Raw genomic sequence first — 19,539 nt, forward strand, 5'->3', positions numbered from 1 at the left:
AGCCGCCTGACGACCTCAGGCGGCATCCCCCTGCTGTGCACGTGCCTTGCGGAGCCAGTAGATCGCCGACAACGGCAGCAGTACGGGGATGAAGACGTACCCCATGCCGAAGTCCGACCACACGGTCGCGTCGGGGAAGGCCGACGGCTCGACCAACGTCCAGGTGCCGACCGTCAGCACTCCCACCAACTCCGCGACGCAGCACACCAGCGCTGCTTTGCGAGCTGTCTCGCCGCCGCGTACGAGCGTGTACGTGATGAAGCCGTACACCACGCCCGCCACCGCCGACAGCGCATACGCGAGCGGCGCCCGGTCGAACTCGGTCGCGATCTGGTACGCCGAGCGCGACACGGCGCCGACCACCATCACGCCGTACAGCCACACCAGCACGATTCCGGGCCCGCTGATCAGCCGTGCCCTGCCGGGCTTCTCCTGTGTCACGGCCACCTCAGCCTCCCCAGATGTCATACAGCCGCACCTCGAGCACGGCCAGCACCACGCCGCCCGCGGCGACCGTCACCGAACCCCACTTGCTCCGCTCGGCCAGCGACATGAACCCGGCGGCCGGAATGCACGCGAACGAGCCCAGCAGATACGCCACGAAGATCGTCGTGCCCTGCTCCGGCTTCTCGCCCCGTGCCAGCAGCACGATCCCGATCACCAGCTGCACCAGAGCCAGGACCGTCACCACGGCCATGCCGATGAAGTGCCAGTCCTTGGTCGGCTGATCGCGGTACGCCGCCCAACCGCACCACGCGGCGAGCAGCAGCGCGGCGACACCGGTCACCAGCGTCAGGGCATCAAACATGTGGCGAGCCTATTACGGTCCAAAAGGCCTGATGCGCCCGGCCCCGGCGCCCGACTCCGGCGCCCGGCTTCGGTCGGTCGGCCGGCGCCGGTCGCGTGCTGATCGACGCCCGAGGCCGTGACCGGCAGGCTCCGGCGGCCCCGTAGGGTCTGGACCATGACGATCCACGCACGCGCCCTCCTGTTCGACAACGACGGCACCCTGGTCTCCTCCCTCGATTCCGTGGACCGCTGCTGGGCGCGGTGGGCCGGTGAGTACGGGATCACGGCCGAGGCGTTCGGGCGGATCGAGCTGCACGGGCGGCCGGCCGTGGAGATAGCCGCCGACCTGCTGCCCGCCGACATCGTGCCGGAGGCCCTCGCGCGGATCGAGACGCTGGAGGTGGAGGACGTGCCCAACGGCGGCGTGCACCTGCTGCCCGGCACCAAGGACTTCCTCGACTCGCTGCCCGCCGACCGCTGGGCCGTCGTTACCTCCGCCACCCGGCGCCTCGCCGAGGCCCGCCTCGACGCCGTCGGCATCCTGCCCAAGACCCTGATCGCCGCCGACGACATCACGCGCGGCAAGCCCGACCCCGAGCCCTACCTCCTCGCCGCCCGGCAGCTGGGCGTCGACCCCGCGCACTGCGTCGTCTTCGAGGACGCCCCCGCCGGTCTGGCGGCCGGTCGTGCCGCCGGAATGACCACCGTGGCGTTCACCACAACCCACCAGGCCCACGAGCTCGACGCCGACTACGTGGTGAAGGACCTGTCGGCCCTGTCCGCCCTGGTCACCGACGCCGGCGTCGAGATCTCCGTACGCGCCTGAGAGCTGTCCCGCCGCTGTCCAGAATGCGGACAGCGGCGGTCGGTAAGGACCGTACGTCTGGTTTACTGATCGCATGACCACGACGAGCTGCCGCACCCTTGCGACCGAGGCGACCCTTGCGCCCGGTGCTCGTTGTATGTGTCGAATGTGCGCCTTCTAGAGGGCCCCTGCACCATCTGAGCCTCGCGCCCCGAAGCGAGAGCCCGCTCATGTCCGCCCGTACGCCCCACGTACGTGACTGAGCCGCGCCCCACGCACACGTCTGCCCCCGGTTCCACCGCGTTCGCGGGAAATCGTGCTGCGCTCCGGCCGCCTTCGACCACGAATGCCCCGTGTTCGGTGCCCACGATGCGCCGTGCACTCGACAGTGACGGAAACCCTGTGATCACCACCTCGGGCCTGACCAAGGTCTATCGCTCGCGCGGCCGTGAGGTCACCGCCCTCGACGGCGTCGACCTGCACGTCCGCGAAGGCGAGGTCTACGGCGTCATCGGCCAGTCCGGCGCCGGCAAGTCCTCCCTCATCCGCTGCATCAACCTGCTGGAGCGCCCCACCGCCGGCACGGTGTCCGTCGCCGGGCAGGACCTCACGGCCCTGGCGGGACGCGGTCCCCGGGCCGGCCGGGAGCTGCGCCGGGCGCGCAGCCGTATCGGCATGGTCTTCCAGCACTTCAACCTGCTGTCCTCGCGGACGGTCCAGGACAACGTCGAGCTGCCGCTCGAAATCCTCGGCACGTCCGGCAAGGACCGCTCCCGCAAGGCACTCGAACTGCTCGACCTGGTGGGCCTCGCCGACAAGGCCAAGGCCTACCCCGCCCAGCTCTCCGGCGGCCAGAAGCAGCGCGTCGGCATCGCCCGCGCATTGGCCGGCGACCCCAAGGTGCTGCTCTCCGACGAGGCCACCAGCGCCCTCGACCCGGAGACCACCCGCTCCATCCTCCAGCTGCTGCGCGACCTGAACCGGCAGCTGGGCCTGACCGTCCTGCTCATCACCCACGAAATGGACGTCGTGAAGTCGATCTGCGACTCGGCCGCGCTCATGGAGAACGGCCGCGTCGTGGAGTCCGGCACGGTCAGCGAGCTGCTCGCGACCCCCGGCTCCGAACTGGCCTCCGCGCTCTTCCCGGTGGGCGGCGAGGCTTCCGCCGACGACCGCACCGTCGTCGACGTGACCTTCCAGGGCGAGGCCGCCACCCAGCCGGTCATCTCGCAGCTCTCGCGCACCTACAACATCGACATCTCGATCCTCGGCGCCGCCATCGACACCGTCGGCGGCCTCCAGGTCGGCCGGATGCGCATCGAGCTGCCCGGCCGCTACGAGGACAACGTCGTGCCGATCGGCTTCCTGCGCGAACAGGGCCTGCAGATCGACGTCGTCGGCCAAGAGGCCCGGGAGCCCGTCTCCGCGCTGGTGAAGGAAGGTGCCAAGTGACCTGGTCCGAGATGCAGCCCCTGCTGGAGCAGGCGTGTTGGGACACCCTCTACATGGTCGGCTGGTCCACCCTCATCGCGGTCGTCGGCGGCCTCCCGCTCGGCATCCTCCTCGTCCTCACCGACAAGGGCGGCCTGCTGCAGAACGTCCTCGCCAACAAGGTCATCGGGCAGATCGTGAACGTCGCCCGCTCGATGCCGTTCATCATCCTGATGGTCGCGCTGATGGGCTTCACGCGCTCGATCACCGGCACGACCATCGGCCGCGAGGCCGCCATCGTGCCGCTCGCGATCGGTGCGATCCCCTTCTTCGCCCGCCTTGTTGAGACGGCTGTCCGCGAAGTGGACGGCGGGCTCGTCGAGGCCGTGCAGTCGATGGGCGGCAACACCTGGACCGTCGTCCGCAAGGTCCTCGTACCCGAGTCGCTGCCGTCCCTCATCGCCAGCACCACGACCACGATCGTCGCCCTCATCGGCTACTCGGCCATGGCCGGCACGGTCGGCGCCGGCGGCCTCGGCGACATCGCCATCCGCTACGGCTACCAGCGCTTCGAGACCGAACTGATGTGGCTGACCGTCGCGGTCCTCGCCGTCGTCATCTCCCTCATCCAGTTCGCCGGCGACTACGCCGCCCGCTCCCTGCACCACCGGGGCGGCCACTCGGGCGCGGCGCCCAAACTCCGCCTGCTCAAGGCCTCCACGGCCACGAGCAAGACCGTCTGAACCCTCCCGGACGGGCACCCAGAACCCCCCGAAACCCAAGTCGGGGTCGCACCACCCATAAGGAAAGGCACTTTTCGTGCGTAACACCGCCAAGATCACCACTGCTGTCCTCGCCGCCGGAGCCCTCACCCTCGGGCTCTCCGCCTGTGGCTCGGACAAGGACTCCGGCTCCGACGCGAGCGCCCCGCTGAAGGTCGCGGCCACGCCGACCCCGCAGGGCGAGATCCTCACCTACATCAAGGACAACCTCGCGAAGAAGGCGGGCCTCGAGCTCGAGGTCCGGGAGTTCACCGACTACGTGACGCCGAACACGGCCGTCCAGCAGGGTGAGGTCGACGCCAACTACTTCCAGCACCAGCCGTACCTGGACGACTTCAACAAGAAGAACGGCACCGACGTCGTCGCCGTGCCGAACGCCACCGTGCACCTGGAGCCGCTCGGCGTGTACTCCCAGGGCGTCAAGAAGCTCACGGACCTCAAGAAGGGCGCCACGGTCGCCCTGCCGAACGACACCACCAACGAGGCCCGCGCGCTCAAGCTGCTGGAAGCCAACGGCGTCATCAAGCTGAAGTCGGACGTCGGCTACGACGCGACCCCCAAGGACGTCGCCTCCAACCCCAAGAACCTGAACTTCAAGGAGCTGGAGGCCGCCCAGCTGCCGCGCTCCCTCGGCGACGTCGACGCCGCCGTCATCAACGGCAACTATGCGCTGGAGGCCGACCTCAGCCCGGCCGACGACGCCATCGCCGCCGAGTCGCCCGAGGACAACCCGTACGGCAACTTCCTCGCGGTGAAGAAGGGGAACGAGGACGACCCGCGCGTGCAGAAGCTCGCGAAGCTCCTCACCTCGCCCGAGGTGAAGAAGTTCATCGAGGACAAGTACGACGGCGCGGTCGTCGCGGCCTTCTGATGAGCATCGTGAAGCGCCGACGCCCCGTACTGCTCACGGCTGCGCTCGCGGGCGCACTCTCCCTCGGCCTCACCGCCTGTGGCTCGGGCTCCGGCGGTGGTGACGACGACACCCTGGTCGTCGGCGCCACCGCCGTCCCGGCCGGCGAGGTCCTGACGTACGTCAAGGACGATCTCGCCGCGAAGGCCGGGCTGAAGCTGGAGATCAGGGAGTTCACGGACTACGTCCTGCCGAACACCGCCCTCCAGGAAGGCTCGCTGGACGCGAACCTCTACCAGAACGAGCCCTACCTGGACGAGTTCAACAAGTCCAAGGGGACCGACCTGGTCCCCGTGGTCAAGGCCTATCTGCCGCCCATGGGCGTCTACTCGAACAAGGTCACCGACGTCACGAAGCTCGCCGACGGAGCCACCGTCGCCGTGCCGAACGACACCACCAACGAGGGCCGCGCCCTGAAGCTGCTCGCCTCCAAGGGCGTCATCACGCTCAAGAAGGGCGCGGGCACGGACGCGTCCCCGGCGGACATCGCCGCCAACCCCCGGCACCTGAAGTTCCAGGAGCTGGAACCCGCCCAACTGCCCCGCTCGCTCGACGACGTGGCCGTGGCGGTGATCAACAACAACTACGCGCAGGACGCCGGCCTCAGCCCCACCGAGGACGCCATCCTCCTGGAGTCGGCGAAGGACAACCCCTACGCCAACCTCCTGGCCGTGAAGAAGGGCAACGAGGACGACCCCCGGGTCGAGAAGCTCGCGAAGCTCCTCGCCTCGTCCGACGTGAAGAAGTTCATCGAGGACAAGTACAAGGGCTCGGTCCTGCCGGTCACTTCCGGCTGACGGGGCGTATACGGCGTATCGCCACGCACGGGGTCCACTCCTTCACCTGGTGTGGACCCCGTGGTGCAGTTCAGTGCTTTCATGCTGCATGCTGGGCAGTTCAGCAGGCCCTGCAGGTTTCCGAAGGTTACGGAGTGGCGCATGACTAGCACCTTCCCCAACATCTCCATCAGCACGGAGCGGTTGGTGCTGCGGCCCTTCGAAGACCTGGACACCGAGTCGTTCACGGAGATGATGAACGACGAACTGGTCACCGCCTGGACCTCCGTGCCGCAGCCCTACACCGAGGCCGACGCCCGCGCCTGGATCACCGAACTCGCCCCCGCCGAACGCACCGAGGGACACGGCATCGTCTTCGCCGTCTCCGAGTTCCTCACCCAGCGTCTCGTCGGCATCGTCCGCCTCCAGCACACCGACTGGCGTGTCCGCTCCAGCGAGATCTCCTACGTCGTCGCGCCCTGGGCCCGCGGCGAGGGCTACGCCTCCGAGGCAGCCCTGGCCACCGCGCAGTGGCTCTTCCAGGACCAGAAGTTCGAACGGCTGGAACTGCGCACCGCCGCCGACAACACCGCCTCCCAGCAGGTGGCGCAGAAGATCGGCTGTATCAGCGAGGGCGTGCTGCGCGGCGCCTGGATAGCGCGCGCCAGGACCGACAGCGGCGAGTGGATCGACGTCCGCACGGACCTCATCATCTGGAGCCTGCTGCCCGAGGACCTCGAAGGCGTCGGCGATCAGCCGGCCGACGGTTTCACCTCGTTCGGTGACTGGAACTGACGGGTAGCGAACCCACGGGCACCCGGGGTGCCCGCGCCGCGACCAGGTACCCTCACGGAGCCTGCCCCTCGGGCTGTCCGACGACGACCTGCGCAAACCCTGGAGAGAGACGACGATGGCCGACCGCGTCACGGTGATCGGCTGGGACGGCTCGCCGCTGACCGCCGCGGCACGCTCCGCCCTGGGCGCCGCCACGCTGGTGGCCGGTGCCGCCCACCACCTGGCGCTCCCCGCGGTGCCGCCCGCCGCAGAGCGCATCCGCCTCGGCAGCGTCGCCCTCGCCGCCCGCCGGATCGCAGGCCACCGCGGCACCGCGGTCGTGTTCGCCGACGGCGACCCCGGCTTCTTCGGAGTCGTACGGACCCTGCGCGCGCCCGAGTTCGGCCTGGAGGTCGAGGTCGTCCCCGCGGTCTCCTCCGTCGCCGCCGCCTTCGCCCGGGCGGGCATGCCCTGGGACGACGCACAGGTGGTCGTCGCACATCCCCGCACCCTGCGCCGCGCGGTCAATGTGTGCCGCGCCCACACCAAGGTCGCCGTCCTCACCTCACCCGGCGCGGGCCCCGCCGAACTCGGCCTCCTCCTCGAAGGCGTCCACCGCACCTTCGTCATCTGCGAGGAACTGGGCACCGAAGGTGAACAGGTCACCGTCGTCACCTCCGACAAGGCCGCCGACCACACCTGGCGGGACCCGAACGTAGTGATCGTCATCGGCGGCAAGGTGGCCGCCACGGAGGGCGGCGGGTGGATCGCCGGCCGTGACTCCTTTGCCGCGCCGCGCGGCTGGACGCTGCCCGCCGAGGCCTACGGCGGTCTCATGGGCGAGGGCGAGCTGGAACCGCTCCGCTCGGCCCAACTCGTCCGGCTCGGCCCCCGCGTCGGCGACCTGGTGTGGGACATCGGCTGCGGCAGCGGCGCCTTCGCCGCCGAGGCGGCCAGGGCGGGCGCCGCCGTCATCGCAGTCGACCGCGACCCGCGGGCCTGCGAGCGCACCGAAGCCAACGCCCGCGGCTTCGGGGTCCAGCTCCAGATCGTCCACGGCAGGGCCCCGCACGTGCTGGAGAACCTCCCCGAACCGGACGTCGTCCGCGTCGGAGGCGGGGGAGCGGCCGTCGTCTCCGCCGTCGCCGACCGGCGCCCGCAGCGCATCGTCACCCACGCCGCGACCCGCGACGAAGCCGAACTCATCGGCCGCGACCTCACCCAGCACGGCTACGACGTGGAGTGCGCCCTCCTGCAGTCCGTGCAACTGGACACACGTGCCTGGACGGAGCGGGAGCGCACGGTCGCGTTCCTGCTCAGCGGGGTACTGAACGACCGCGCAGGGTAATCGCGGGCCCTCCCCGTGATCCGGTTGTCGTACCGCGCGCGGTAGGCTGGCCGATCGTTGTACTGCACTCGGCCGCCCGGCACTTCGTCGGTCAATGTCCGGAAAAACGCTCCCCATTTGGGGTGGGTGTGGTACGGCGAAACCGGAGGACGCGCAACGTGGCGCAGTCCACAGCGGCCTGTCGCGGATCAGCCTGTCGCGACGGTCGAACGGCCACGACAATGCCACTCAGTGGCTTTGTCGCCTTTTTGGGCGGGTCGCTCGTGCCGCTGGGCACGCACGCTCGTTCTTCACTACGGGGGCGGTCGGTGCGCCGTCCCCGGTGAGCTGGTCGTGGAAGCACTAACCGATGGGCGAGGGGTACGCATGACCGACACCGGCCAGGTCCCGGGCGAGGGACTGCCGGAGAGCGCAGGCATGGTGGAGCAGCCGGGCGCCCCCGCGGCGCACGGTACGTACACCTACCTCTCCGAGACGACTGCTGAGGACGAAGACCTGCTGCTGCCCGGCTCGCAGGGCGCCTGGGGCACCGAGGTCGTCCCGCCCACGCCGGAGCCGGTCGTCGAGGCCATGCACGAGCCGGGTGCGCACGAGATGTCCGGCCGCGACAGCGGTTCGGTCGACCTCAGCGCCGTCCGTCTGCCGGCCCCTTCGGCACCGATTCCGCCGATCACCCCCCGGCGCCCCCTGCACCTCGGCCCGCTCATCCCCGACGCCTCCGCCAGCCCGGTCCGCTCCCTTGCCGACCGCGGCGCCGTCGCCGCCCCCGCCCGCCAGCCCGGCCCCGAGTACCTGGACGCCCCGCAGCACCACGAGGCGTCGGCCCCGCAGCCGGCATCCGCCTGGGGCACGGCCGCCCAGGCCCCCGCACCGGTGAGCACCGAGGTGCCGGCTGCCGAAACGGTTGTTCCGGCCGGACAGCAGGCGGCTGCGGTGCAGGTGGCCATGGAGGGCGGCGCCGAAGCGGGTGCCGTTCAAGTGGCCGAGGCCGGCGCGCCTGCTCCGCAGGAGGGCGTGTCCGCCACCCAGGAGCCGTCGGGCGACGATGCCGCGTCGGCTGCCGAGCCGGGCTCGGTTGCGGGAGAGGGCGTCGCGCAGGCCGCCGATGAGGTGGCGGGGGCAGCGTTTGCTCCTGGCTCCGATGAGGTCGCGGCTGCTCCCGTTCCCGAGGCCGACCAGGTTGTGGCCGTGGTTTCGGACGCCGGCGTCGCTGTGGTGGACGCGGCCGATTCCGGTGCCGATGAGGTCGCAGCTCCTGCGGTTGCGCTTGATACCGCTGCTGAGGATGTCCCGGTGAGCGAGGCCGACGCGGGTGCCGGGCAGGCGCAGGCGGACCTCGCTGCCGATGCGGCCGTGGACGGGGTCGCTCAGCTTGCCGAGGCGCCGGTTGCTGACGCCGGGCACGGTTCGGAGATGCCCGCGGCTGAAGCCGTGCAGCTTCCTGAGCAGGCGGCTCCTGAGGCCGTGCAGCTTCCTGAGCAGGCGGCTCCTGAGGCCGTGCAGCTTCCTGAGCAGGCGGCTCCTGAAGCCGCGCCGCTGCCCGAGCGGACGGTCCCTGAGGCTGCGCTGCCTCCCGAGGCGCCGGCTCCTGAAGGCGCCCCGATCCCCGGCGTCCCTGCCCCTGAAGCTGTCCAGGTCCCGGAGGCCCCCGCTCCGGAAGCGGCCCCGCTTCTCGACGCTCCCGCGCCCGAGGCCCCCGCTCAGGTTGTCGAGCCCGCAACACCCGAGGCGGCCCAGTTCCCGGAAGCCGGCCAGTTCCCGGACGCACCGCAGGCCCCCGAGGCCCCCGAGGCCGCCGCCCCCGTGGACCCGCAGCCGGCCCCGGACGCCGTCCCGGCCGCGGCCGCGCTCGACACGGCGCAGCAAGCCGAGCCCGCGTCGGCCGAGCACCTCGCGCCGTTCGTGCAGCCCACGGACGCCGTGACCGTGCCCACCGACGACGCCTCCGCCGCCGTAACCCCGGACCCGGCCCCGCAACTCGCGGACGCCGAGCAGGCGTTCCAGCAGCAGCCGCCACAGCACGCCGCTCTGCCCGACGTCGAAGCCGAAGCACAGGCGGTCGCCGTGACCGCGCGCGCCGTCGACGGTGAAGTCCCCGTGGCGGACCCGGCGGCCGTCGCGGCCCCCGCGGCACAGTTCCCGGACGCCCAGCAGGCCCCGGACGTCACCGCCGAGCCCGCCGTGGCCCCGCAGCCACTGGCCGCAGTCTCCGCCGAAGCCGAAGCCGAAGCCGAAGCCGCCCAGCAACCGGCCGCCGTCCCGCAACCGGCCGCCGCCCAGCCCGACCCGGCCGAGGCGCCCGAGCCCTTCGTCGCCGAGCCCGCCGGCCCGCAGCTGCGGTCCGTGGCCGTCCAGCCCGCGCAGGGCACCGAGCACCCGGCACAGTCACCCCTGGAGCCCACGGCGTCCGGCGAGGGGGAGGCCCCGGCCTTCGTCCCGGCCGGTATCGCCCAGGAGCCCGCGCCCGACCAGCCGCTGGGCCAGTTCGTCCCGGTCGAGGGCTCGGTGCCCACCACCCCGCACCTCGCCCCGACCCCGCCGCAGCCGATCGTCCTCCCCACTCAGGAGGCACCGGCTCCCGTCGCCGCCGTTCCGGCACCCCGCGACGGAGACCCCGAACTCGTACAACTCGCGGAGGACCTGGACACCCGGGCCGCCGACCAGGAAGACCCCGGAGAAGAGAGCACGGCGTCCGTGGAAGAAGCACCGCAGCCCACCGGCCCGGCCGCGCCCGCCTACGACGACGCCGAACGCGAGGCCGTCCTCAAGGTCATGCGCGAGCGGCGCGACATCCGCAACGGCTTCCGCAGCGACCCCATCCCGCACGAGGTGCTGCTCCGGGTCCTGGAGGCCGCCCACACCGCGCCCTCCGTCGGTCACTCCCAGCCCTGGGACTTCGTCGTCATCCGCTCGGCCGACACCCGCCGGACCATGCACGAGCTCGCCATGCGCCAGCGTGAGGCGTACGCCAAGTCGCTGCCCAAGGGCCGGGCGAAGCAGTTCAAGGAACTGAAGATCGAGGCCATCCTCGACACCCCGGTGAACATCGTCGTCACCGCCGACCCGACCCGCGGCGGCCGCCACACCCTCGGCCGGCACACCCAGCCGCAGATGGCGCCGTACTCCGCCGCGCTCGCGGTCGAGAACCTCTGGCTCGCCGCGCGCGCCGAGGGCCTCGGCGTCGGCTGGGTCAGCTTCTTCGACGAGCGCGAGATGGTCCGCGCCCTCGGCCTGCCCGAGCACCTGGAGGTCATCGCCTACCTGTGCGTCGGGTATGTCGACGAGTTCCCGGACGAGCCCGAGCTGCTGCAGGCCGGCTGGTCCAAGCGGCGCCCGCTGTCCTGGGTCGTTCACGAGGAGACGTACGGCCGTCGCGCCCTGCCCGGCGAGGAGCCGCACGACCTGCTCGCCGAGACCGTCGCCCAGATCCGCCCGCTGGACGCCAAGGCGCTCGGCGAGGCCTGGGAGCGGCAGAAGCGCATGACGAAGCCAGCCGGCGCGCTCGGCATGCTGGAGATCATCTCCGCCCAGCTGTCCGGGCTGTCGCGGCAGTGCCCGCCGCCGATCCCGGAGCCCGCGGCCGTCGCGATCTTCGCCGGTGACCACGGCGTCCACGCCCAGGGCGTCACCCCCTGGCCGCAGGAGGTGACGGCCCAGATGGTCGCCAACTTCCTCGGCGGCGGCGCGGTCTGCAACGCGTTCGCGGGCCAGGTGGGCGCGGAGGTGTGCGTCGTGGACGTCGGCGTGGCGGCGGATCTGCCCGCCACCCCCGGCCTGCTGCCCCGCAAGGTCCGCGCGGGCACCTCCGACATGACGACCGGCCCCGCGATGTCCCGCGAGGAGGCCAAGCAGGCCATCGAGGTGGGCATCGAGACGGCCCGCGACCTGGTGGCGGCCGGCAACAAGGCGCTGCTGACGGGCGAGATGGGCATCGCCAACACGACCGCCTCGGCCGCCCTGATCTCCGTCTACACCGGCGCCGACCCGGCCGAGGTCACCGGCCGCGGCACCGGCATCAACGACGAGACCCTCGCCCGCAAGACCGAGGTCGTCCGCCGCGCCCTCGATGTCCACCAGCCCGACCCGGCCGACCCCATCGGCGTCCTGGCGGCGATCGGCGGCTTCGAACACGCCGCGCTGGTCGGCCTCCTGCTGGGCGGCGCGTCGCTCCGTACGCCGGTGATCCTGGACGGCGTCAGCGCCGGCGCCGCCGCCCTGGTCGCCCGCGCCATCGCCCCCGAGGTCCTCGCGGCCTGCATCGCCGGCCACCGCAGCGCGGAGCCCGGCCACGTGGCCGCCCTCAACAAACTGGGCCTGCGCCCCCTGGTCGACCTCGACCTCCGCCTGGGCGAGGGCACCGGCGCCCTGCTGGCCCTCCCGCTGGTCCAGAGCACGGCACGGGCCATGCACGAGGTGGCGACGTTCGACTCGGCGGGCGTCACCGAGAAGTGACTCCGGACCGGGGTGGGGCACGCGCTCCTGCGTGCACCCCACCCCGGCCGTACTCTGAACCAACCCCTTAAAATCCGCACGTCAGGGCTGCTCCAGTGCCGTAGCACCCATCGCATTGCCAGGACGAGGAGCCGCACCTCATGGCCGAACACCCCGCCTACCCCGTAGGCCTCCGCCTCACCGGCCGCCGGGTCGTCGTCCTCGGCGGCGGCCAGGTGGCACAGCGCCGCCTCCCGGCCCTCATCGCGGCGGGCGCGGACATCCACCTCGTGTCCCCCGACGCGACCCCCTCCGTCGAAGCCATGGCGGACGCAGGCGAGATCACCTGGCAGAAGCGCCCCTACGAGGACGGCGACCTCGCCGACGCCTGGTACGCCCTGATCGCCACCAGCGACGACGACGCCAACACCCGCGCCTCCTTGGAAGCGGAGCGCCACCGCGTCTGGTGCGTCCGCTCCGACGACGCCGACGCCGCCACCGCCTGGACCCCGGCCACGGGAACCAGCGAGGGCGTCACGGTCGCGGTCCTCACCAGCGACGCGCGCGGCCGCGACCCCCGGCACACCGCCGCGATCCGCGACGCGGTCGTCGAGGGCCTGCGCGACGGCACTCTCGTCGCCCCGCACCACCGCACCCGTACCGCCGGAGTCGCCCTCGTCGGCGGCGGCCCCGGCGACCCGGACCTGATCACCGTGCGCGGCCGCCGCCTGCTCGCCGAGGCCGACGTGGTCATCACCGACCACCTGGGCCCGCGCGACCTGCTCGCGGAACTGCCGTCGAGCGTCGAGGTGATCGACGCGGCGAAGCTGCCGTACGGCAGGTTCATGGCCCAGGAGGCCATCAACAACGCGCTGATCGAACACGCCAAGCAGGGCAAGTCGGTCGTACGTCTCAAGGGCGGCGACCCCTTCGTCTACGGCCGTGGCATGGAGGAGGTCCAGGCGCTGGCCGAGGCCGGCGTCCCGTGCACGGTCGTGCCCGGCATCTCCAGCTCGATCTCGGTGCCGGGCGCCGCCGGCATCCCGGTCACCCACCGGGGCGTCGCCCATGAGTTCACGGTGGTCAGCGGCCACATCGCCCCCGACGACGAGCGCTCCCTGGTCGACTGGCCGTCCGTCGCCAAGCTCACCGGCACGCTGGTGATCCTGATGGGCGTCGCCACGATCGGGAAGGTCGCCGAGACCCTCATCGCCCACGGCAAGTCCCCCGACACGCCTGTCGCCCTGGTCCAGGAGGGCACGACGGCCGCCCAGCGCCGGGTGAACGCGACCCTCGCGACGGCCGCCGAGACCGTGCTCGCCCACGAGGTGAAGCCGCCGGCGGTCATCGTCATCGGCGACGTCGTGAACGTGGGGCCGAGCGGACCGAACCCTTCCGCGTAACCGCGGGTAACCCAACCCGTACCGAACCGTTGGCACCACACCCAGGACAAGGCAGTATCACCCTGTGGCCGATCTCATCACCGTCGATGACCCCGACGACCCGCGCCTGCGCGACTACACGGGCCTGACCGACGTCGAACTGCGCCGCAAGCGCGAGCCGGCCGAGGGCCTGTTCATCGCCGAGGGCGAGAAGGTCATCAGACGGGCCAAGGAAACCGGCTACGAGATGCGGTCGATGCTGCTCTCGGCCAAGTGGGTCGACGTCATGCGCGATGTCATCGACGAGCTCCCGGCCCCGGTCTACGCGGTCACCCCGGAGCTCGCCGAGCAGGTCACCGGCTACCACGTGCACCGCGGCGCGCTCGCCTCCATGCAGCGCAAACCGCTCCCGACGGCCACCCAACTCCTCCAGTCCGCCCGCCGCGTGGTGGTCATGGAGTCGGTCAACGACCACACCAACATCGGCGCCATCTTCCGCTCGGCGGCAGCCCTCGGCATGGACGCGGTCCTGCTTTCCCCGGACTGCGCAGACCCCTTGTACCGCCGCAGCGTCAAGGTCTCGATGGGCGCGGTCTTCTCGGTCCCGTACGCCCGCCTCGACACCTGGCCCAAGGGCCTGGAGTCGGTCCGCGAGGCGGGCTTCACCCTCCTCGCCCTCACCCCCGACGAGAAGGCCAAGACCCTCGACGAGGCCGCCCCGCACCGGATGGACCGGGTCGCCCTGATGCTCGGCGCCGAGGGCGACGGTCTCTCCACCCAGGCCCTGGTCGCCGCCGACGAATGGGTCCGCATCCCGATGTCCCACGGCGTCGACTCCCTCAACGTCGGCGCGGCGGCAGCGGTCGCCTTCTACGCGGTGGCCTCGGGCCGCCCGCAGATCTAGGCCGTACGGCGATGGCACAACGCGAGGCGATCGTGGCGGTCCTCCTCCGAGCCGACCGAGTCCTCGCCATCCGCCGTGGCCCGGCCGTCGCACGCCCCGGCTACTGGCAACCGCTCAGCGGCAGGATCGAGCCGGGGGAGACCCAGCGGGAGGCCGTCGTCCGAGAGGTCCGCGAGGAGGTCGGCCTCGCCGTCGTACCCCTGGCCAAGGTCTGGGAGTCCGAGACGGACGACGGCCGCTTCCGCCTCCACTGGTGGACGGCGAACGCCGAGACCGGCGACATCGTCCCCGACCCGGGCGAGGTGGCCGAGGCCCGCTGGGTCACACCGGAGGAGTTCCTGTCCCTGGACCCGGTCTTCGAGGGCGACCGGGAGTTCTTCGAACGGATCCTGCCGACCCTGTGAGGCCCCTTCCGCCCGAGCCCGTCGCCTAGTCGCGGATCTCGAAGGTCGACTCGTACCGCTGGGACATCAGGTCGTCCTCATCCAGCGGCGTGTATCCGGGTTCCACCTGCTCCTGCCGCTGCTCGTGCTGCGGCCGTACGACGTCCCCGTCACCGCCGAGCCCGCGGTCCGGGCCCTGGCAGCCCTGCGCCGCCGCGATGCCGAGCGCCACGAGCAGCGTCACCACGACGAACACGAACAGCCGCTGCCGCAGCAGCTGCGGGTTGGCGGGCCGCCGACCGCTTCCCGTCCGCGGCGCCGGGCGGCCTGCGCCGTTGCGTGGCGCGGGCCGGCTGCCGCCGCCGCCCGAGCGTGGGGCTTTGCGCGAGGCGGGGATCGGCCGGGGGCCGGGCCGGGCCGAGGCCGTACCGCCGGGCAGGGCGCTGCCGCCCCGCGAGGGAACCCCGTCACGCGCGGGACCAGGTCCGCGGGACGCACCGTTGCCGCGGGGGGCGGCAACACCGCGCGGCGGGGGAGTGCCCTGCGGGCGGCGCTGGAGACGCTGCTGTTCCGGGTAGGTGTCGGCGAGCCGCCCGGTCGGCCGGTCCGCCTCTCCGGAACGCGGCGCGGGCGGGCGTACGTCCGCCAGCCCCTGCGCCTCCCGGGCCGCGATCTCCTTCAGACGCAGCGAGAGCTGCAGCGTGCTGGGCCGCTCCTCCGGGGCCTTCGCGAGACATGCCCGCACCAGCGGAGCGAGCGCGTCCGGCACGCCGTGCAGTTGGGGCTCCTCGTGGACGACGCGGTACAGCATCACCTCGGAGCTGCCGTGTCCGAAGGGCGAGTCGCCCATGGACGCGTAGGCGAGGGTGGCGCCGAGGGAGAAGACGTCCGTGGCCGGAGTGACCGCGGCGCCGCGCACCTGCTCCGGGGCGAGGAAGCCGGGGGAGCCCACCGCGGTGCCGACGTGGGTGAGGGTCGAGGCCCCCGTCGCCCAGGCGATGCCGAAGTCGATGATCCGCGGGCCCTTGGGGGACAGCAGGATGTTGGAGGGCTTGAGATCCCGGTGGACGACACCGGCCTCGTGGACGGCGACCAGGCCCTCGGACAGGGCGGCCCCGACGGCGGCGACATCGGCCGCGCCGAGCGCCCCCTCGTCGGCGACCTTGTCGTGCAGGGAGGGCCCGGGCACGTACTGGGTGGCGAACCACGGCCGATCCGCCTCGAGGTCCGCGGCCACGAGGCGTGCCGTACAGCCACCGCGAATCCGCCGTGCCGCCGACACCTCACGCGCGAACCGAGAGCGGAACTCCTGATCCTCCGCCAGATCGGGCCGGATCACCTTGAGCGCGACCCGCTGCCCCTTCTTGTCGGAGCCCAGGTAGACGACGCCCATTCCGCCTGCGCCGAGCCGTCTGTGAAGCCTGAACGAGCCGACGACGCGCGGGTCCTCGCGCCTCAGGCGCATCATCGCCATGTTCATCCCCGCTACCCGGTCCGTCTGACGAGCCACAGCTTACGTTTCCACGGGCCGCCGTGCGCAGAGGCCGCGCCCTCTCGGGCCGATGGATTGTCAGTGGTGGGTGGGAGACTTGAAGGGTGGTCAGGGGGCTGGCGAGCAGGGCGACTTCGCCCCGCAATGTCCCCCAACCACCCATCGCAGAAGGGGGATTGGGCCCGTGAAGGGTGATCGCGTGGAGATAGTCGTGGATGCGGGGGACACGACCCGCACCTATGAGGTCGTGGCGAGCAGGGCGGGCCGCCGGGTGGAGACGGCGGTGCGCCGAGGTGTCGTGGAAGTGAGCGAAGTCACCCGAAGCGGGACTGTCGTGCGTACGGCGCGGTTCATGGCGAACCGGGTTCTCGCGCTGGTCGAGCAGCCTGTGCCGCGCGAGGACAGCTCGGAGAAACCGGTGTAGACCGGGCGTCCCCTCGGGGAAGACCCCGAGACCTAGGACCTCGTCTCCACCCAGGGGAGTACTCCTCAGGTGATGGCTCATCCTCCGGGAGGCCCGCCAATCGGTACGAGGGCATGACGCCCGGCGTGGCCCGGCCGCCTAGATTTGAGGTCAAGCGGCGGGTGCAGCACTCGTCCCCCGAGGTCAGACACCCGCCGCTGCCAACGACAACTGACACAGGTCAGGAGAGGGACCATGGCCCAGACGGCACCGCGGACACTGATCCGCACGCAGCAGCGCACGCTGCTGAGCCCGCGCCGCCAGGGCCGCCGCCACCCCTTGGTGGCGACGCTCATGGCCCTTCCCCTGGCGGTCCTGCTCCTCGTCGTCTTCGACGGCTGGGAGACAGTGGCCACACAGGCGTCGTCCGTGGGTGTGATGCTGGGGCGCTGAGCGGCGACCCCAGGCCCGGAAGAGCGGTCCGGGCGGGGACATCCATCCATGAAACCCCGTGGGGACGGGGGTGCGGCGGACGGCAAAAATGCCGGCGCAGCTGGGGAGCTGCGCCGGCATTGCTTTTCCCTACGGGCCGATGGCGGAGTGCGTGCGCCTCTTGACGCCGGTCCAGGCACTTCAGCCCGTCCGGGGGCACCCCCTCTGGGGGCGTTTGAGGACGAGGCCCGTTCAGGGCCGAAGCGGGGGTCTTAGGGCGGCAGCCCCCAGGGCCGGGGTCGAAGGGGCGGAGCCCCTTCAAGGACGGGAAGGGTAGGGGCGGCGGGGGCGAGACATCCGGGCGCACCCCGGACGCCCGGCCCGGGCCGCCGGCAAGCAGCCCCCACCCAAGCCAACCCCGTCACCCACGTACCCTCGGCCCAGTCCTCCCCGCACACAAGGGACCCCAGTGACCCCGAACCCCCTCCTACCCGCCCTCTCCGCACACGCCGAGGCCACGGCACACACACGCCCCCACCCCTGTCCCTGCGGAGCAACCGTCACCCTCGCCGACCGCCCCGACGCCACCGTCGTCCGGCACGCCGACACCGTCGCCAAGGCCCACGCCCCGGACCTCACCCCCACCGAACTCACCCCCCGCCTCACCACCGCCGCCAACCTCCCCGGCATACTCCTGGCCCCGCTCACCCCCATACCCGCCGACCTTCACGGCCGACTGGTCACCTTCTGGCCGTACGGCACCCCCGTGGACCCCGGCGATCCCGACGCGGCCCCCTGGGAAGCGGCAGCCACCCTCCTCGCCCGCCTCCACCGGACCTCGACCGACGCCTCGGTGACGTTGCGCCCCATGCGCGGCCCGGCCAAGGCCGCCCACGCCGTGGACCGCCTCCGCACACAAAAGGGCGACAGCCCGGCCGCCGACACCGCCGCCGTCCTCCGCGCCTGGGACACCCTCCCCGCCTGGGCCCGCGGCGAGGCCTCGCAGCCCGACACCAGCACCCTCTGCCACGGCGACCTCCACCTCGGCCAACTCGTCCGCCACCCGGCCCCGGACGGCCCTTGGCTGCTCATCGACGTCGACGACCTCGGCGTGGGCATGCCGGCCTGGGACCTCGGGCGTCCGGCCGCCTGGTACGCCTGCGGGCTGCTGTCGCCCGAGGAGTGGGAGCGATTCCTGTCGGCGTACCGCGCCGCCGGCGGACCGGCCGTTCCCGCGGACGGCGACCCCTGGCCCGCTCTGGACATCCCGGCCCGCGCCCTCACCGTGCAGACCGCCGCAAGGGCGATCACCAAGGCCTTGGCCGAGGGGCGTCTCCTGGACGAGGTCGAGCAGTCGCTCGTGGACGCCTGTGACCGAATGGCTTCCGTCCCCCCTGAGTTGACCCGGGATTACGCAAAGTAGGGTGCAACCGACCGCAGCCGGACAGAGTCTGTTCTGGCGATACGCGAAGCAGGATCGACCGGCGAGGAGTTGAGCCGACCATGCAGTGTCCGAAGTGCCGAGCCCCCATGCACACGTACAACCGCAACGGCGTCCAGATCGAGCAGTGCAGCGGTTGCCGCGGCATCTTTCTCGACTACGGCGAGCTGGAGTCGCTGACCCGCCTGGAGTCCCAGTGGGCCCAGCCGGCCCCGCCGCCTCCGGCCGCCCCGCAGGCCTACCCGGCCGCCGCCCCGCAGGCCCCGGCGTGGGGCGCCCCGCACGGTGGCCACCACGGCGGTCACGGTGGTCACTACGGCCACAAGCGTCACAAGAGTTTCGGCCACATGCTGTTCTCCAGCTGAGCCGCAGCGGCACGAAGAAGCCCCCGGTCGTCGGACCGGGGGCTTCGGTGTGTGGACGATACTGGGATTGAACCAGTGACCTCTTCCGTGTCAGGGAAGCGCTCTCCCGCTGAGCTAATCGTCCTCGGGACCATGATCGAACAGACATACCTGAAGATCACGAAGTTGCTGCGTGCGCGATACTGGGATTGAACCAGTGACCTCTTCCGTGTCAGGGAAGCGCTCTCCCGCTGAGCTAATCGCGCGGGTCAGACCTTCGATGATCTGTCGAAGATCCAGTGGACGATACTGGGATTGAACCAGTGACCTCTTCCGTGTCAGGGAAGCGCTCTCCCGCTGAGCTAATCGTCCTTGGAGGTGGAGACGGGATTTGAACCCGTGTAGACGGCTTTGCAGGCCGTTGCCTCGCCTCTCGGCCACTCCACCAGGAGTGTAGGGGGTCGGGAAGATCCCCTGTTCCTTCGAGCGGACGACGAGGCTCGAACTCGCGACCTCAACCTTGGCAAGGTTGCGCTCTACCAACTGAGCTACGTCCGCTTGTCGTTTCGTTCCGCTCGCGCGGCCCGGCGACGAGTTGAACTCTAGCGGATTCCGGGGCCAGCACAAAAACGCGTTTGTGCAGCGTGCTGCGCTGCGCCTGCTCAGGGACCTGCCGACGGCTCCCGACGGGACATGGCCAGGTCACCCGCAG

General features: G+C 71.6%; 18 protein-coding genes and 5 tRNA genes. 15 read left to right on the plus strand and 8 right to left on the minus strand.

Going from position 1 to position 19,539, the window contains the following annotated elements; translation table 11 throughout:
* Window positions 1-15: 15 nt before the first annotated feature.
* A complete protein-coding gene (locus tag OG331_RS39160; protein ID WP_406205680.1) occupies window positions 16-468 on the minus strand; it encodes a hypothetical protein in 453 nt (150 codons plus the stop codon).
* Window positions 449-808 carry a hypothetical protein gene (locus OG331_RS39165; RefSeq protein ID WP_369269913.1) on the minus strand — a complete coding sequence of 120 codons (360 nt, stop codon included), beginning with the start codon at window positions 806-808 and terminating at the stop codon, window positions 449-451. Before OG331_RS39165 ends, OG331_RS39160 begins: the two co-directional genes overlap by 20 nt.
* A gap of 156 nt (window positions 809-964) precedes the next feature.
* On the opposite strand from OG331_RS39165, the gene OG331_RS39170 reads away from it, so the two are divergent.
* The 11 genes from OG331_RS39170 to OG331_RS39220 all read left to right on the plus strand — a co-directional run bounded on the left by OG331_RS39170 (window position 965) and on the right by OG331_RS39220 (window position 14,736).
* Complete coding sequence (locus tag OG331_RS39170) at window positions 965-1,615, plus strand: HAD-IA family hydrolase (protein ID WP_406205683.1); 651 nt, start codon at window positions 965-967, stop codon at window positions 1,613-1,615.
* A 381-nt stretch (window positions 1,616-1,996) separates the two neighbouring features.
* Window positions 1,997-3,046 carry a methionine ABC transporter ATP-binding protein gene (locus OG331_RS39175; RefSeq protein ID WP_406210601.1) on the plus strand — a complete coding sequence of 350 codons (1,050 nt, stop codon included), beginning with the start codon at window positions 1,997-1,999 and terminating at the stop codon, window positions 3,044-3,046.
* Window positions 3,043-3,768 (plus strand): methionine ABC transporter permease, encoded by a 726-nt coding sequence (locus tag OG331_RS39180; protein ID WP_406205686.1) that lies wholly within the window; start codon window positions 3,043-3,045, stop codon window positions 3,766-3,768. Before OG331_RS39175 ends, OG331_RS39180 begins: the two co-directional genes overlap by 4 nt.
* Before the next feature lie 76 nt (window positions 3,769-3,844).
* On the plus strand, window positions 3,845-4,678 hold the full coding sequence (locus OG331_RS39185) for a MetQ/NlpA family ABC transporter substrate-binding protein (RefSeq protein ID WP_406205689.1): 834 nt from the start codon (window positions 3,845-3,847) through the stop codon (window positions 4,676-4,678).
* On the plus strand, window positions 4,678-5,514 hold the full coding sequence (locus OG331_RS39190) for a MetQ/NlpA family ABC transporter substrate-binding protein (RefSeq protein WP_406205692.1): 837 nt from the start codon (window positions 4,678-4,680) through the stop codon (window positions 5,512-5,514). Before OG331_RS39185 ends, OG331_RS39190 begins: the two co-directional genes overlap by 1 nt.
* Window positions 5,515-5,655: 141 nt before the next feature.
* On the plus strand, window positions 5,656-6,288 hold the full coding sequence (locus OG331_RS39195; protein WP_406205695.1) for a GNAT family N-acetyltransferase: 633 nt from the start codon (window positions 5,656-5,658) through the stop codon (window positions 6,286-6,288).
* 115 nt (window positions 6,289-6,403) lie between these two features.
* Window positions 6,404-7,615 (plus strand): precorrin-6y C5,15-methyltransferase (decarboxylating) subunit CbiE, encoded by a 1,212-nt coding sequence (gene cbiE / locus OG331_RS39200; RefSeq protein ID WP_406205698.1) that lies wholly within the window; start codon window positions 6,404-6,406, stop codon window positions 7,613-7,615.
* 366 nt (window positions 7,616-7,981) lie between these two features.
* Window positions 7,982-12,067 carry a nicotinate-nucleotide--dimethylbenzimidazole phosphoribosyltransferase gene (gene cobT, locus OG331_RS39205; protein WP_406205701.1) on the plus strand — a complete coding sequence of 1,362 codons (4,086 nt, stop codon included), beginning with the start codon at window positions 7,982-7,984 and terminating at the stop codon, window positions 12,065-12,067.
* A 140-nt stretch (window positions 12,068-12,207) separates the two neighbouring features.
* Entirely contained in the window at window positions 12,208-13,449 is a 1,242-nt protein-coding gene (gene cobA / locus OG331_RS39210) for a uroporphyrinogen-III C-methyltransferase (RefSeq protein ID WP_406205704.1), read from the plus strand.
* A gap of 64 nt (window positions 13,450-13,513) precedes the next feature.
* Window positions 13,514-14,332, plus strand: a complete 819-nt coding sequence (locus OG331_RS39215) for a TrmH family RNA methyltransferase (protein WP_406205707.1) — start codon at window positions 13,514-13,516, stop codon at window positions 14,330-14,332.
* An 11-nt stretch (window positions 14,333-14,343) separates the two neighbouring features.
* Window positions 14,344-14,736 (plus strand): NUDIX domain-containing protein, encoded by a 393-nt coding sequence (locus tag OG331_RS39220; protein WP_406205709.1) that lies wholly within the window; start codon window positions 14,344-14,346, stop codon window positions 14,734-14,736.
* 25 nt (window positions 14,737-14,761) lie between these two features.
* Here the strand turns inward: OG331_RS39220 and OG331_RS39225 are convergent, their stop codons facing one another.
* The gene (locus tag OG331_RS39225) at window positions 14,762-16,195 is read right to left on the minus strand and encodes a protein kinase domain-containing protein (RefSeq protein ID WP_406210604.1); all 1,434 of its coding nucleotides are present in this window, start codon (window positions 16,193-16,195) and stop codon (window positions 14,762-14,764) included.
* Window positions 16,196-16,391: 196 nt separating this feature from the next.
* Here OG331_RS39225 and OG331_RS39230 point away from each other — a divergent pair, with 196 nt between their 5' ends.
* The 4 genes from OG331_RS39230 (at window position 16,392) to OG331_RS39245 (ending at window position 18,848) form a co-directional block, all read left to right on the plus strand.
* Complete coding sequence (locus OG331_RS39230; protein WP_328428941.1) at window positions 16,392-16,631, plus strand: hypothetical protein; 240 nt, start codon at window positions 16,392-16,394, stop codon at window positions 16,629-16,631.
* A gap of 234 nt (window positions 16,632-16,865) precedes the next feature.
* On the plus strand, window positions 16,866-17,063 hold the full coding sequence (locus tag OG331_RS39235) for a hypothetical protein (protein WP_406205713.1): 198 nt from the start codon (window positions 16,866-16,868) through the stop codon (window positions 17,061-17,063).
* A gap of 448 nt (window positions 17,064-17,511) precedes the next feature.
* Window positions 17,512-18,465 (plus strand): phosphotransferase, encoded by a 954-nt coding sequence (locus OG331_RS39240; protein WP_406205715.1) that lies wholly within the window; start codon window positions 17,512-17,514, stop codon window positions 18,463-18,465.
* Between the two features lie 80 nt (window positions 18,466-18,545).
* Entirely contained in the window at window positions 18,546-18,848 is a 303-nt protein-coding gene (locus OG331_RS39245; RefSeq protein WP_328882845.1) for a zf-TFIIB domain-containing protein, read from the plus strand.
* A gap of 52 nt (window positions 18,849-18,900) precedes the next feature.
* Here OG331_RS39245 and OG331_RS39250 read toward each other — a convergent pair.
* The 5 genes from OG331_RS39250 to OG331_RS39270 form a co-directional block, all read right to left on the minus strand.
* Window positions 18,901-18,972 (minus strand) — tRNA-Val (locus OG331_RS39250).
* Between the two features lie 49 nt (window positions 18,973-19,021).
* Window positions 19,022-19,093, minus strand: a tRNA-Val gene (locus OG331_RS39255).
* 34 nt (window positions 19,094-19,127) lie between these two features.
* Window positions 19,128-19,199, minus strand: a tRNA-Val gene (locus OG331_RS39260).
* A gap of 1 nt (window position 19,200) precedes the next feature.
* Window positions 19,201-19,274 (minus strand) — tRNA-Cys (locus OG331_RS39265).
* Between the two features lie 38 nt (window positions 19,275-19,312).
* Window positions 19,313-19,385 (minus strand) — tRNA-Gly (locus OG331_RS39270).
* Window positions 19,386-19,539 lie beyond the last annotated feature (154 nt).

Origin of the sequence: Streptomyces sp. NBC_01017 (genome assembly GCF_045162795.1) — a bacterium.
In the GTDB taxonomy this organism is placed as follows: domain Bacteria; phylum Actinomycetota; class Actinomycetes; order Streptomycetales; family Streptomycetaceae; genus Streptomyces; species Streptomyces machairae.

Bases quoted from the DNA above. Each gene is read 5' to 3' on its own strand.
- OG331_RS39165 (WP_369269913.1), bottom strand. From the start codon at position 808: ATGTTTGATGCCCTGACGCTGGTGACCGGTGTCGCCGCGCTGCTGCTC.
- OG331_RS39245 (WP_328882845.1), top strand. From the start codon at position 18,546: ATGCAGTGTCCGAAGTGCCGAGCCCCCATGCACACGTACAACCGCAAC.
- cobA (WP_406205704.1), top strand. From the start codon at position 12,208: ATGGCCGAACACCCCGCCTACCCCGTAGGCCTCCGCCTCACCGGCCGC.
- OG331_RS39170 (WP_406205683.1), top strand. From the start codon at position 965: ATGACGATCCACGCACGCGCCCTCCTGTTCGACAACGACGGCACCCTG.
- cobT (WP_406205701.1), top strand. From the start codon at position 7,982: ATGACCGACACCGGCCAGGTCCCGGGCGAGGGACTGCCGGAGAGCGCA.
- cbiE (WP_406205698.1), top strand. From the start codon at position 6,404: ATGGCCGACCGCGTCACGGTGATCGGCTGGGACGGCTCGCCGCTGACC.
- OG331_RS39195 (WP_406205695.1), top strand. From the start codon at position 5,656: ATGACTAGCACCTTCCCCAACATCTCCATCAGCACGGAGCGGTTGGTG.
- OG331_RS39160 (WP_406205680.1), bottom strand. From the start codon at position 468: ATGACATCTGGGGAGGCTGAGGTGGCCGTGACACAGGAGAAGCCCGGC.
- OG331_RS39235 (WP_406205713.1), top strand. From the start codon at position 16,866: ATGGCCCAGACGGCACCGCGGACACTGATCCGCACGCAGCAGCGCACG.
- OG331_RS39225 (WP_406210604.1), bottom strand. From the start codon at position 16,195: ATGAACATGGCGATGATGCGCCTGAGGCGCGAGGACCCGCGCGTCGTC.
- OG331_RS39220 (WP_406205709.1), top strand. From the start codon at position 14,344: ATGGCACAACGCGAGGCGATCGTGGCGGTCCTCCTCCGAGCCGACCGA.
- OG331_RS39190 (WP_406205692.1), top strand. From the start codon at position 4,678: ATGAGCATCGTGAAGCGCCGACGCCCCGTACTGCTCACGGCTGCGCTC.